General features: G+C 71.1%; 3 protein-coding genes. All 3 read right to left on the bottom strand.

Annotation, left to right across the window (positions count from 1 at the left end; all coding sequences use genetic code 11):
* Positions 1–108: 108 nt before the first annotated feature.
* From entS to BO226_RS02080, 3 genes are read right to left on the bottom strand one after another with little or no spacing between them, the layout of a single operon-like run.
* On the bottom strand, positions 109–1362 hold the full coding sequence (entS, locus tag BO226_RS02090) for an enterobactin transporter EntS (RefSeq protein WP_071934518.1): 1254 nt from the start codon (positions 1360–1362) through the stop codon (positions 109–111).
* A gap of 10 nt (positions 1363–1372) precedes the next feature.
* On the bottom strand, positions 1373–2416 hold the full coding sequence (locus BO226_RS02085) for an ABC transporter substrate-binding protein (RefSeq protein WP_006553897.1): 1044 nt from the start codon (positions 2414–2416) through the stop codon (positions 1373–1375).
* Positions 2413–14640, bottom strand: a complete 12228-nt coding sequence (locus tag BO226_RS02080) for a non-ribosomal peptide synthetase (RefSeq protein WP_071936325.1) — start codon at positions 14638–14640, stop codon at positions 2413–2415. The genes BO226_RS02085 and BO226_RS02080 overlap by 4 nt, the downstream gene beginning before the upstream one ends.
* Position 14641 lies beyond the last annotated feature (1 nt).

The following is a 14641-nucleotide window of genomic DNA, read 5'->3' as shown; positions in this document are numbered from 1 at the left end:
TCGGTGAAGATCGCGTTAACGACACCTCATAAGTACCCCTGAACCCCAGCAAACACGGTCGGCTCCGCTGCGTCAGGAACGCGAACCCGTGGATCGCGCGGCGTACGGTCACTCGACCGTCACCGGATGCGCGCTCGGTTCCACCGTCGCGCCGCGCAGTCGTCGCAGCACCAGGGTCACGAGCAGCGCGAGGACGGCCATCGCGGCGCTGTACCAGACGACCGCGTCCGGGGCGTCGAAGATGCCGCCGAACAGACCCGCGACGAGCGCACCGACCGACATGCCCGCGACCTCCTGGGCGGACCACAGACCGTTCACCCGGCCCAGCAGCGTGTGCGGCGTGTGCGTCTGGATCAGCGAGTAGCGCAGCACCTCCTGCACGGCCCCGAACACACCGACGATCACGAGCAGCACGATGGTGAGCGCCAGGACGGACGTGAAGCCGACCAGTGCCTGGACGACGAATCCGAGGACCAGGGCGGTGAGCAGCACGCGGCCGGGCCGCACCGAACGGCCGAGCCATCCACTGGTGACCGTGGCCGCGGCGGCGCCGAGCGCGATCGCCGCGTACATGACGCCGATGGCGACCGCATTGCCCTCGAAACGCGCGTCGGCAAAGGCCGGCACGAGCACGAGCACACCGCCGCCGAGCATCGCGACGACGCCGGCGATCATCACCCCGCCGACGACGCGTTCGCGGCGCAGGAAGCCGGTCACCGTCTCCGCGGGTGCGTCGGCGTCGTGCCCGGCGTCCGCCATCGGTGGGTTCAGCGCCGGCAGGCCCGAGAGCAGGGTGACGGTCACGGCGGTGCCGATCGCGGCCACCCAGTAGTTCCACGCCACCGAGAACGTCGCGATCACGAGACCGCCGAGCGCCGGGGACAGGACGGCTCCCGTGCGGGCGCTGAGCACGTTGAGCGCACCGACGGCGACGAGCTGGTCCTTGGGGACGAGCGTGGGCACGACTGCCAGCAGAGCCGCGATGCTGATCGACCCGATCAGGCCGTTGACGACCGTCAGGGCGATGATCGCCGGCACCGAGGGCGACGACAGACCGGCGTTGACGGCCAGTCCGACGAAGGTGAGACCGGAGACGGTGCGGGCGAACAGGATCAGGAACTTGCGGTTGTAGCGGTCGGCGAGCATGCCGCCGAGCAGCATGCCGCCGATCGCAGCGCCCCCTTCGAGCGCGGAGACCAGACCCACCATCGGCGACGATCCGGTCAGGTCGTAGACCTGGATCGGTACGCCGACCATGAGCATCCCGATACCGAAGATCGAGATGGTGCGAGCGATGAAGATCCGGCGGAAGGCCGCGCTCTCGCGCAGCGGCCGCAGATCGAAGAGGGCGCCGTTGCTCATTGCCGGGCCGTCACTCGGACTTCGCGGCGGCGTCGGCGAGCATCGGAGCGATCTCGTCGGTGGCCCACTTCAGCGACAACGCCGACGGGAAGCCCACGGCGTTCGGCATGCCGGTGTTGCGGGCGAGCGAGACGACCGCGCCGCGCTCGACGGCCGGAAGACGGTTCCACGCCTCGAACTTGGTCAGGTATCCGAGATCGCCGGTGGGCGAGACGACCACGAGCAGGTCGGCGTCGAGCTGCGAGATCTCCTCGTAGGACAGCACACCGCGTCCGTCCGCATCGACCTGCAGTGTGTTCGCGTACTCGCTGAGCTCGAGGCCGAGCGAGTTCAGGAACTGCCCGATGCCGCGGTCGTCGGCGGCGAGCACCGACAGCTGGCCACCGGTGTCGCCGATGATCGCGTTGTAGGTCGCGCCCTCGAGTGCGGGGTACTGCTCCTTGGCGGCGTCGAGATCGACCTCGGCCTGCTCGATGACCTCCTCGGCCTTCTCGGGGATGCCGAGGGCCGAGGCGATCTTGCGGGTGGAGTCCTGCCACGGCTCACCGTTGGCGCGGTAGTCGAAGTGGACGACGGGGAACTGTTCGGCGAGCTGGTCGTAGGTGTTCTGTTCGAGTCCCCAGAAGCCGGTGGAGACGATGATGTCGGGCTGCAGCGCGGCGATCTGCTCGGCGATCACCGTGGCACCGCCGTCCATGTTCAGCAGCGGCGGGACGTCGGCGCCGAGTGCTTCGGCCTCCCACGGCCACACGCCGGTGCCGCCGGTCGCCGCGAGGTTCTGGGCATCGACGGGGAGCGCGAGCGGGGTGACGCCCAACGACAGCAGGATGTCGGCGTCCTGCGGCGACAGCGGCAGGGCGCGGGTCGGGGCCGACTCGACGGTCGTGTCGCCGAACTTGCCGGAGACGGTGACCGGGAACTCGCCGTTCGCCGCCGTCGCGCTGCCGGACGAGCTGCCGCTGTCGGTGTCCGAGCCGCACGCCGTGACACCGACCAGCATGGCGGTGGCGGCGAGGGCGACGCCGATCCGGCGCAGTCGCTTGTGGATCCTCATCGATTCTCCTCTGCTGTAGAACTCTTCGTAGGTCCGTCGTCCGGGTGTCCGTTCCCGGCGCCGCGGATCTCGTCCTCGTGGAGGGTCGCGGCGAGTTCGCCGATCGACCCGGCGGTGAAGATCGACTCGGCGTCGATCACGTATCCGGCCGCCCGCAGTCCGCCGAGGATCCGCATCACCGAGATGCTGTCGCATCCGAGTTCGAGCAGATCGTCGTCGACGCCGACCTGCTCGACGCCGGTGACCTCGGAGGCGAGGGCGCACAGCAGCTCTTCGGCCGGTGTGGACGGTGCCCGGCGCGTTCGCGGGGCGAGTTCCGGTCGCGGCAGCGCTGCGCGGTCGATCTTGCCGTTGGCGAGCGTGGGCAGGGCGTCGAGCACGACCGTCGCCGACGGCACCATGTAGTCGGGCAGCACCCGCGCGACCGCGCGTCGCAGCGTCTCGGCGTCGAGGGTGTACCCGGCGGCCGGGACGACGTAGGCGACGAGACGTGCCGTCGCACCGAGATCGGTGCGGGCGAGCACCACTGCGGTCGCGACGTCCGGTCGCGACGAGAGCACGGTCTCGATCTCGGCCGGTTCGATCCGGTATCCGCGGATCTTGACCTGGTCGTCGCCGCGTCCGCGGTAGCGGATGTGTCCGTCGGGCGTCCACAGGGCCCGGTCACCCGTGCGGTACATGCGGTCTCCGGGGAATTCCGGATCGATCGTGTCCGCGACGAAACGGTCGGCGGTGCGACCCGGGTCGGCGAGATAGCCGCGGGCCAGTCCACGACCGGCGAGGTAGAGCTCGCCCTCCACACCGATCGGCGCGGGACGCATCCACCGGTCGACGATGTAGGCCCGGGTGCCGGCGACCGGTCGGCCCGCAACGGGCGCCTCGGCGTCCGAAGCCCGTGCGACGAGCGCGTCGACGGTGCTCTCGCTCGGCCCGTAGAGGTTGTAGGCGCTCACGCCGTCCAGCCCGCGCAACCGGTCCCACATCGGTTGGGAGACCGCCTCGCCGCCGAAGCCGAGCGAGGCCGGGCACCGTCCGTCGTCCGCGAGTCCGTGATCGAGCAGCTGCGCGAGGTGCGACGGGGTGACCTCGACGAAGTCCCAGCGGGATTCGTGGGCGACGCGGACCATCTCGGCCGGATCGCGCTGGACCTTCTCGTCGACGACGTGCACCGCGTGCCCGTCGAAGAGCCACAGCTGCGGTTGCCAGGACGCGTCGAAGGCGAACGACCACGCGTGGCCGACCCGGAGCCGGTCGCGTCCGGTCCGTGCCTGCGTCGGCGCGTAGAGGTCGGCGCGGTGGCTGTGGAACAGCGCGGTCAGGCCGCGGTGCAGGGCGAGGACCGCCTTGGGTGTGCCGGTGGAGCCGGAGGTGTACACGACGTAGGCCGGGTGGTCGGCGCGCAGCGGTGCGAGCCGGTCGGCGTCGGTCAGCGGGGCGTCGTCGTAGCCGGCGACCCGCGCCGCGAGCGTCTCGTCGTCGAGCGCGAGCACCGGCGCGTCCACCGCGGGCAGCGACGACGCGAGTTCTCGGGTGGTGAGCACGACGGCCGGCTCCGCGGTGCCGAGGATCGTCGCGAGACGCTCGGTGGGAGTGCGCGGTTCGAGCGCGACGTAGGCACCGCCGGAGACGAGCACCGCGAGCATCGCCGCGATCGTGTCGGCCGTGCGGGGCAGCACGAGCGCCACGCGGGTCTCGGGAGCGACACCGTGGTCGACGAGCAGTCGCGCCCACCGGCGGACCAGGGACGCGAGGTCGGCGAAACTCCATTCGAGATCGACTGCCACGAGCGCGGTCTCGTGCGGGTGACGGGCGACCGCGTCGTCGAACAGGTCCGCGACGGTGACGGCTTCGGCGACCGGTGCCGGTGTGGCCCGCCACTGTTCGAGCCGGGCGCGTTCGTCGGCCGGCAGGACGTCGATGGCGGACAGGCGCCGGTGCGCCTCTCCCCCGGCCAGCGTGCGCAGCACCCGGTCGAGTCCGGCGACGAGACGTTCGACGGTGCCGCGGTCGTACAGGTCGGAGCTGTACTCGACGACGCCGACGAGGGTGTCGGTGCCCACATACTCGACGAGGTCGAACGACAGGTCGAACTTCGAGGTCTCCATCGGGTGCGGTTCGGGGGTGACACCCGCCGTGAGCCCACCCGCACTGCGCGGATCGGGTTCGACGAGATAGACGATCATCACCTGGAACAGCGGGTGCAGGGCGCGCGAGACGGATCGGTCGGACCCGAGCACCGCGTCGACGACCTGCTCGAAGGGCAGGTCCTGGTGGTCGAACGCCTGGAGGTCGGTGCGGCGGATCCGGTCGAGCAGTTCGGCGACGGTGGGGTCGCCGGACAGGTCGGTGCGCAGCACGAGGGTGTTGAGGAAGAAACCGACGAGATCCTCGAGTTGCGCGTCGCCGCGTCCGGAGACCGGGGTGCCGAGGGGGATGTCCTCGCCGCCGCCGTAGGCGGCGAGCAGCACCGCGACGGCGGCCTGCACGACCATGAACATCGAGACGTCGTGTGCGCGTGCGAGTTCCCGCAGTGCGCGCACGACCTCCGCGTCGAGCGCGAATGGCACCGCGCCACCGCGATAGGAGGTGCGGGCCGGACGGGTCCGGTCGGTCGGCAGCGGCATTTCCTCGGGCAGGCCGGCGAGGGCGTCGCGCCAGTAGGCGCGCTGACGCGCGGCGAGCGACTCCGCATCCGCCGGGTCGCCGAGCAGGTCGCGCTGCCACAGTGTGAAGTCGGCGTACTGCACGGCGGGCTGCGTCCACTCCGGTGCCCGCCCCACCTGCCGCAGCGCGTAGGCGGTCGCCAGATCGGTGAGCAGCGCCTTGGTCGACCACTCGTCGACGGCGATGTGGTGAATCACCAGCGCCACCACGGTGCCGTCCCCGGCGTCGAGGACCGACAGCCGCACCGGGAGCTCGGCCGACAGATCGAAGCGGTGATCGATCGCCTCGGCCAGAGCATCGTGGACATCGGCCGCGGCGACCGAGCGGTGGTCGACGACCACGCGGACCTCGTCCGGCGCGAGCACCTGCTGGTAGGCCTGTCCGTCGGCGCTCGGGAAGACCGTGCGCAGCGCCTCGTGGCGCAGGACGACGTCGCGCACGGCCGCTTCGAGTGCCGGGACGTCGACGCGCCCGTGCACCCGCCACGTGACAGGCACGTTGTACACGCCGCCGCGGGCCCCGAGCTGGTCGAGAATCCAGAGGCGTTGCTGCGCGTACGACAGCGGCACCATCGCAGGTCGCGGGTCGGCCGCCACCAGCGCGGGTCGCGGAGACGCCTGCCCGGCGGCCGCGCACCGCTGCGCGAGCGACTCCACCGTCGGGGCGTCGAAGACCGTGCGCAGGGCCAGATCCGCGCCGAGCTCCGAACGGATCGCGTTCACGAGCCGGATCGCAGCGAGGGAATGCCCACCGAGCGCGAAGAAGTCGACGTCGATACCGACCTCGTCGAGTCCCAGCGCATCGGCGAACAGTGTCGCGATCGTCGCCTCGAGTTCGGTACGCGGCTGCCGTCCGGATCCGGTGTCGAACTCCGGTGCCGGAAGGGCACCGCGATCGAGTTTGCCGTTGAAGGTCGTCGGGACCGCGTCGATCACGAGAACCCGTGCGGGCAGCAGATAGTCGGGCACACGTCCGACGAGTGCGTCACGGACCGCCACCGGATCCACCGCGACTTCCGCTGCGGGAACGATATATCCGACGAGCACCGAATCGCCTGCGGGACGGGGTTTGATCGCGGCCACAGCACGGGCGACACCGTCGACGGCATCGAGAGCCGCCTCGAGTTCGCCGAGTTCGATGCGCAGACCGCGCAGCTTGATCTGGTCGTCGCCGCGGCCGAGATATTCGAGGTCGCCGTGGGCGTCCCAGCGTGCGAGGTCGCCGGTGCGGTAGAGCCGGTCGCCGGGATCGCCGTAGGGGTCGGCGACGAACCGCTGGGCGGTGAGCGCCGGGCGCCGCAGGTAGCCCTGCGCAACCTGTACTCCCCCGATGTACAGCTCACCGGGGGTGCCGGCCGGCACGGGGCGCAGATACCGGTCGAGCACGTACAGGCACACGTTCGCGCCCGGCCGCCCGATGACGGAACCGCGGGTAGGCGAACCGATCCGGGCACCCGGGTCGGCGTCGAGGGTCACCTCCACCGCGGCTTCGGTCGGGCCGTACAGGTTGTGGACCTTCACCTGCGGGAGCACCGTCGCCGCGCGTGCGACGGTGCGCGGCGACAGTGCTTCACCGCTGCACACGATGCGGCGCAGGCTCGCGGCGTCCGCGGTGGCGGGCACGGCGAGGGTCTCCTCGAGCATCGACGGCACGAAGTGGGCGACGGTGATGTTCCCGTCGCGCAGCAGGGTCGCCGATTCGACGGGATCGCGGTGCGCGTCGGGTCCGCCGACGACGACGCTCGCACCGTCGACGAACGGCGCGAACAACTCCCACACCGACACGTCGAAGGTCGCGGGTGTGCGCAGCAGCACCCGGTCGTCGGGCGAGGCGGGCAGTTCGCGGCGCACCCATTCGAGCCGGTTCGCCACGGCGCGGTGCGACACGGCGACGCCCTTGGGCAGACCCGTCGACCCCGAGGTGTAGATGACGTAGAGCGGGTGGTCGAGGGTGAGCGGCGCGATCCGGTCGGTGTCGGTGACCGACTCCGGGCTGCGGGCGTCGATGCGGGCACGCACCTCGGTGTCGTCGAGGTCGAGTCGCGGATGCTCGCCGGGCAGTTCGATGTCGCTGCGCGTCAGCACGACTCGCGGATGCGCATCGCCGAGCAGGTACTCGATGCGCGTTTCGGGCAGCGTGGTGTCGATCGGCTGGTAGGCCGCACCGGACTTCACGACGGCGTGGATCGCGACGACCTGCCCCACGGAGCGGGGCACCGCGACCGCGACGATCGCACCCGGACCGGCGCCGAGCGCGACGAGTTCGCGGGCGAGGCGGTTCGAGGCGGCGTCGAGGGCGGCATGGGTGAGGGTGTGGTCGGCCGCGACGAGAGCCGGCCGTTCGGCGTGCTCGGCGGCGCTGCGGGCGAGCACCTCGCTCAGCGGGGCGAGAGCGAAGTCGACGCGCTCGCCGGTGCCGACGGCGAGTTGTCCCGCGGCCTCGTCGGCGTCGAGGATCGCGACGTCGCCGATCCGGGCCGCGGGTGCGCTCGCGACCTGATCGAGCAGAGTGAGCAGCGCGGCGAGAAGCGTGTCGGCCATGGTGGCGTCGAACAGGTCGGTCGCGTACTCGACCGATACGGCGACCTCGCCGGTGTCCGGGGCGTCGACGAAGGTGAGGTTGAGGTCGAACTTGGCGCGGACGTTGCTCAGCGGTTCCCAGCGGGTGGGCACACCGAGCAGGTCGGGCAGCTGCGCGGGGCGCTGCAGGTAGCTCATCATCACCTGGAACAGCGGGTTCCGTCCCTCGACGCGCGGCGGTGCGAGTCGCTCGACGAGCTGCTGGAAGGGCACCTCCTGGTGCGCCATCGCCGCGAGATCGGTCTCGCGCACCCGGTCGAGGAGTTCGGCGAAGGTGGGCTCGCCGGACAGATCGGTGCGCAGCACCAGCGTGTTGACGAAGAAACCGACGAGTTCGTCGAGTGCGGTGTCGGAACGGCCCGAGACGGGGGTGCCGACGACGATGTCGTCGCCCGCGCCGAGCCGGGAGAGCAGTGCCGCGACGGCCGCGTGCAGCGCCATGAACATCGTGCCGCCGCGGGCATCCGCGACCGCGCGCAGGCGGGCGGCGATGTCGGCGGGGACCGTCGCGGTGGTGTTGCCCGCCGCTCCGGTCGGCCGCGCGGGGCGGGGCCGGTCGGTGGGCAGGACGATCTCGTCGGGCAATTGCGCGAGAGTGTCGGTCCAGTAGTCGATCTGGGTGTCGATCCGGCCGGCCTCGATCAGTTCGCGCTGCCACAGCGTGTAGTCGGCGTACTGGACGGGCAGCGGAGACCATTCGGGTGTCGCGCCGGCCGACCGGGCTTGGTAGGCGCGGGTGAGGTCGCCGAGCAGCGGCGCATCCGACCATTCGTCGGTCGCGATGTGGTGCAGCACCACTGCGAGGACGTGCCGGTCGGGCGCGACGCGCACCAGCACCACGCGCAGCGGCGGGTCGGTGTGCAGATCGAACGACGCGGTGAGCCGCTCGGTGAGCAGCGCCCGGACGGCATCCTCGGACTCTGTCTCGTGCAGTTCGAAGCGCACGGCCTCGGGCGTGTCCAGGATCCGCTGGTAGGGCGTGCCGTCCTCGGAATCGACGACGGTGCGCAGGCTCTCATGACGTTCCACGACGTCGGCGACCGCCGCGACGAGGGCATCGGCGTCCACCGCGCCGTCGAGGCGGGCGACGTGCGCGTAGTGGTAGGCGAGGCTGTCGTCCTGCAACTGCTGGAGCAGCCACAGGCGTTCCTGGGCGGCCGACAGCGGCACCCGGTCGGGGCGCGTCCGCGCGGTGATCGGCGGGAGCGCCGCTGCGGCGCCGGGGATGCGGCGGGCGAGTTCCTCGACGCTGCGAGCCTCGAACAGGTCGCGGATGGTGACGTCCACACCGAGTTCGGAGCGGATGCGGCCGACGATCCGCATGGCGATCATCGAGTGCCCGCCGAGTTCGAAGAAGTCGTCGTCGGCGCCGACCTCGTCGACCCCGAGGACGTCGGCGAAGACCTCGCACAGGACCTTCTCGGTCTCGGTGCGCGGGGCGCGTCCACCGAGGCCCGTGGCGGCCTGCGGTTCGGGCAGGGCGCGGGTGTCGAGCTTGCCGTTGACGGTCATCGGCACGGAATCGATGAGCTGTACCCCGGCCGGGACCATGTAGTCGGGCAACTGGGCGCGCAGGTGGGCGACGAGCCGCGACGACAGGTCGGGCGGATCGCCGTCTCCGACCGGAACGGCGTAGGCAGCAAGTCGTTTCGTGCCGGGCACGAGCGGGTCGTCGACGGCGATCACCGCCGCGGTACCGACCTCGGGGTGCTCCTCGAGCACAGCCGCGATCTCGTGCAGTTCGACGCGGTAACCGCGGATCTTGACCTGGTCGTCGACGCGGCCGAGATAGTCGAGGTTGCCGTCGGTGCGGCGGCGCATGAGGTCGCCGGTGCGGTACATGCGGCCACCGGCCGACCACGGATCGGCGACGAAGCGGTCGGAGGTGAGCCCGAAACGGTTCAGATAGCCGCGCGCGAGACCCACACCCGCGATGTACAACTCGCCGACGACACCGTCGACGACGGGTCGCAGCCACGGATCGAGGATGTAGGCGCGGGTCGCGCGGATGGGGACGCCGACCGTGGGGGTCGCGCTGTCGTCGGTGCCGCCACCGAGGGTGTTGATGGTGTACTCGGTGGGGCCGTACAGGTTGTACCCGAGGGTGCCATCGGTCTCGCGCAGGCGCGTCCACACCGAATCCGACACGGCCTCACCGCCGAGCAGAACGAGCGGCGGGCGGTGCTGTCCCGGACCCTCGTCGAGCATGCCGTCCGCGATCAGCTGCGTCGCGTAGGTAGGGGTGACGTTGACGACGTCGATGGCGTGGGTGTTGCAGTACTCGACGAGCGCGGTGGCGTCGCGACGCAGGTCCTCGTCGCAGACGTGCACCTCGTGGCCCTCGACGAGCCAGAGCAGTTCCTCCCACGACATGTCGAAAGCGAACGACACGGTGTGCGCGACCCGCATCCGGCGTCCGTCCACCGACGAGACCACCGGATCGAAGATCTCGTCCTGGTGGTTGCGCTGCATGTTGGTCAGGCCCCGATAGGGGGTGACCACGCCCTTCGGCTTGCCGGTGGACCCCGAGGTGTAGATGACGTAGGCGGGGTGCTCGAGCCGGCCCGGGCGACCCGGGGCGAAGGCACCGAGTTCGGCGTCGGTCAACGGCGCGGTACTCGCGGCGAGGGGCCCGTCCAGGCGGATGCTGCGGTCGGCGGGCAGGCCGAGACGGTTCTGCACCGCGGTCGTGGTGAGGAACAGCGCCGGCAGCGCGTCGTCGATGACGGTGCGCAGACGCTCGTCGGGCTGGTCGAGTTCGAGCGGCAGGTAGGCGGCACCGGTGCGCAGGATCGCGAAGAGCGCGACGACGGTGTCGATGCTGCGGGGCAGACCGAGGCACACGATGGTCTCGGGTCCCGCTCCCCCGGCGATGAGGGTGCGGGCGAGCGCTTCGACGCGGCCGGCGAGTTCGCCGTAGGTGCTGCTCTGTTCACCGGAGACGAGGGCGATGCGGTCGGCGTCGGTCGCGGCGCGGGCGATGAGCATCTCGGCGACGGTGACGTCCTCGACCTCGGGGATCTCGGCGCGCAGCCGGGCGTCGGTGACGGTGTGTTCGGCGGCCGTCAGTGCGGGCACGGACGCGACCGGCAGATCGACTCCGCGGGCGACGAAGTCGAGCAGCGCCACGAAGCGGTCGTGCAGGGCCCGGGCACGCGCACCATCGACGACGTCGGGCCGGTAGTCGATCTTGACGTGCATGGTCCGCCCCGGCGACACGACGATCGCGAGGGGATAGTGCGTGTGGTCGAGGCTGTCCTCGGCGAGGATGTCGTGCCGCGCGGACTGCCGGGCCATCTCGTCGGCGTCCTTGAAGTTCTGCAGTACGAACAGGGTGTCGAACAGTTCGGAATGACCGACGGCACGGAGGATGTCGCCGAGTCCGAGATACTCGAACTCCATGCGGTCGGCGTACTCGTCCTGCATGCGGCGCAGCAGGTCCGCGACGGTCTCGGCGCCGGACAGGCGCACCCGCACCGGGACGGTGTTGAGGAACATGCCGACCACGCGGTCGAGTCCGACGATCTCGGTGGGCCGCCCGGCGACGGTGGAGCCGAACACGACGTCGGTGCTGCCGGATTCGGCGGCGAGCAGCAGGCCGACGACGGCGTTCATCAACGCGTTGAGGGTGACGCCCGTGCTGCGGGCCCGATCGCGCAGTGTCGCGGTGAGCGTCTCGTCGATGTACGACTCGATGCGCAGCGGCACGATGGCGGCGCGGTCGCGGGTGGATCCGGCGAGCAGCGTGGGCTTGTCGAAACCGGCGAACTCGTCGCGCCAGGCCTGCTCGGCGGCGGCGCGGTCGCGGGCGGCGAGCCACTGCAGGTAGTCGGTGAAACCCGCTTCGGGCGCCGCGATTTCGTCACCGGCGTAGCGGGCGAGCAGTTCGTCGACGAACAGCGCACCGGACCAGCCGTCCCACAGGATGAATTCGCGGTTGACGACGAGACGGTCGATGCCGTCGAGGTGCAGCAGCAGCATGCGCCACAGCGGCGGGGACGCGAGGTCGAACGGCTGCAGCCGATCCTCCTCGATGAGTTTCTCGGCGCGGGCCTGCTGCTCGGCGGGGTCGAGGTCGGTGAGGTCGACCTCGGTGAACGGCACCTCGAGATCCGCCGCGCCGATGAACTGCACCGGATCGGCCAGACCGTCGTCGGTGAAACCGGCACGCACGGTGGGGTTCTCGGCGAGCAGACGTGCGGCGGCGCGGCGCAGGCGCTCGACGTCGAGGCGGTGGCCGAAGTCGAGCGAGAACTGGGCGGTGTAGATGTCCTTCGACGAGTCGAAGACCGACTGGAAGTACAGGCCGCGCTGCAGCGGCGACAGCGGCCAGATGTCCTCGATCCGCACGGGCGCGATCCGTGCGACGCGGTCGATCTCGGTCTGCGTGAGCGTGACGTGCCCGAGATCGGACGGAGTGAGACAGGTCCGCCCCAAAGCTGCGTCGGCGCGGCCGAGGAGATCGTCGAATGCCGCGCGCCATGCCTCGGCGAGCCGGGCCACGAGATCGGGGTCGAGCGCCTCGTCGGCGGTCAGATGCACCGTGGCGCCGCCGGTTCCCCGTTCGACGTGGATATCGAGCAGGTAGTTGCCGATGCGGTCTCCGCCGCTCCGCACGAGCACCTGCGGCTGTCCGAGCGGCGCGAGGGCCGGTCCGGCCTGGACGTTGGCGTAACGCAGCATCGGCCAGCCGATGCCCCGGTCGGGGGCTGCGCGCAGGCGTTCCTTCGCGGTGCGCAGGGCGTCGAGCGGATCGGTGGCGAGCGCCAGCCGCACCGGCGTCGTCCAGTCGAGCGCGCCGACGGTGCGGGTGAGGTCGGCGTCGGGGGCCAGTGCGATGCGGCCGTCGCGGACGATGTCGACGAGCAGTTCACCGTCGCCGCTCTCGCGGGTGTTCGCGACCGCGGCTGCGGTCACCGCGGTCCACACATCGGTCGAGACGCCCGAGACGAGACCGGCCACTGCGGTGGTCGCCATGGAGAATTCGTCGTCGGTCAGGGTGAGGGTCACAGGCGTCCGTGTGCGGCCGGTGGCCACCGCTGCGGCGAACTCGGCACCGGGTGCGACGGTGGTCATCCAGTCGGGAAGCTCGGCGAGTCGCTGCGGGGAGGCGGCCTGCTCGGTGAAAACGCGGGCGTGGGTCGCGGGCGAGGTGGGCACGGGCGGCAGCACGATCTGCGTGCCGCGCCGGGCGGCGCGCAGGGCACGATGCAGGTCGGCGGTGACGATCGACCAGGACGTCTCGTCGACGAGCCCGGCGGGGGCGAGGAAGACCAGTTCCCCGGCGCTCTCCTCCGCAGCGGTGAGCCGCACCGCGGTCAGGACCCGGCCGGCGGTGGCGTCGGGGCGCAGGGGCAGGTCGGCGGTCGCGGTTCCCACCGGCAGGGCGGCGTTCGCGACGAGGGTCCGGGCGTCGACGGCGGCGGTATCGTTCACCGACAGCAGCCACAGCACCGGGGCCGGTGCGGTGAGGGTCGTCCGCAGCGCCGGGTGGTGCTCGACCACGGCGGCGACCGCGGCGAGCACGGCGTCGTCGGTGAGATCCTCCGGAGCCGGGACGCGGTATTCGCGCAGGTCGGCGTCCACGGAGAGTCCGGCGTCGCGGCGTCGCGCGGTGGCCGGCAGCAGCGCGAGCGGTCCGGCGGCGGTGTCCTCGTGGTCGGCCTCGGAGCTGTCGCCGAGGGCCGGCGCCGGGGCGACGTCGAAGGTGCCGAGCGGCGCGTCGAGGTCGTCGAGGATCGCGGCGAGGAAGTCGTCGAGATCGGCGGCGCAGCGCTGCGCGAGCGGTGCGTCGTCGGCATGACCGCGCAGTCCGATCTCGATCGGGTGCCCGGCCTTCTCGAGCACGAGGATGAATTCCAGTTCGCCGACCGGCCCGGAGGACAGCATGTGCGCCTGCGATTCCCGCCCGACCGAGTACCGCGAGGCAGCTGCGGGCATGATGTTCACGCCGACGGTCGGGGGCCGCCAGTCCGGGTCGATCTCGGCGAGTTCGCGACCGAGATCCTCACCGCGGTACCGGCCGTGTTTGAGCAGGCCGAGCAGTTTGCCGTCGATCACCTCGGCGACGTCGGCCAGGCGCGCGTCGTCGGGAACGTCGAAGCGCAGGGGCAGGACGCTGGCGACCATCGCGGGCACGGTGCGCAGTTCGCGGGTGCCGCGCGCGGTCGTGGGCAGGCTGATCACCACGTCACGGCGACGGGTGGCCCGGGCCAGATAGGCGCCGAGGAGGGCGATGAGCACGGTGGCGGGCCGGGTGCCGTGGGCCTTGGCGTACCGCTCGAGCCGGCCGCGTCCGTCGGCGTCGATGTGCGACCAGGCGACGAGTTCTCCGGGGCTCGACAGGCGACCAGAGCCGAGCAGGCGCGTCACCTGCGGGAGGTCGGCGAGTTCGTCGAGCCAGTAGCGGCGGTCGAGTTCGCGTTGTTCGCTCGCGACGTACTCCTCGTCGACGCGCACGTACCGTTCGAGCGTCCACTCCGCGGCGCGGTCGGGACCCTTGCCTTCGACGTACGCCCTGGTCATCGCGGTGGTCGCGAGACCGATGCCGTAGCCGTCGTTCACGATGTGGTGGTACTGCTGGTACAGCCGTACGGTGTCGTCGGAGAGGCGGTGGATGGCGAATCGGAACAGCAGGTCGCGGGCTAGATCCTGCGGTTCGTTCATCGTGGCGCGCATCCAGCGGTCGGACGCCGCGGCCGGGTCGTCCTCGCCGCGGAAGTCGATGACCGGCAGGTCCCACTCGCGGGTCGCGCGCGGGATCTGGACGACATTGCCGTCGGCGTCGACGTCGAAGTTGACGTGCAGGGTCTCGGCGGCGTCGAGGACCGAGTGGATCGCCGTGATCATCCGGTCGATGTCGATGTCGTCACCGATGGTCTCGGTGTACATGCCGGTGTTGTAGAGGTGCCCGGTGGCGTCGAGCTGATGACCGAAATAGATGGTCCGCTGCGCGCGCGTGACGGGATACACCGACTGCATC

This window comes from Rhodococcus sp. 2G, assembly GCF_001886355.1.
Taxonomy (GTDB): domain Bacteria; phylum Actinomycetota; class Actinomycetes; order Mycobacteriales; family Mycobacteriaceae; genus Rhodococcus; species Rhodococcus pyridinivorans.
This window is presented reverse-complemented; position numbering and strand designations above follow the sequence as displayed.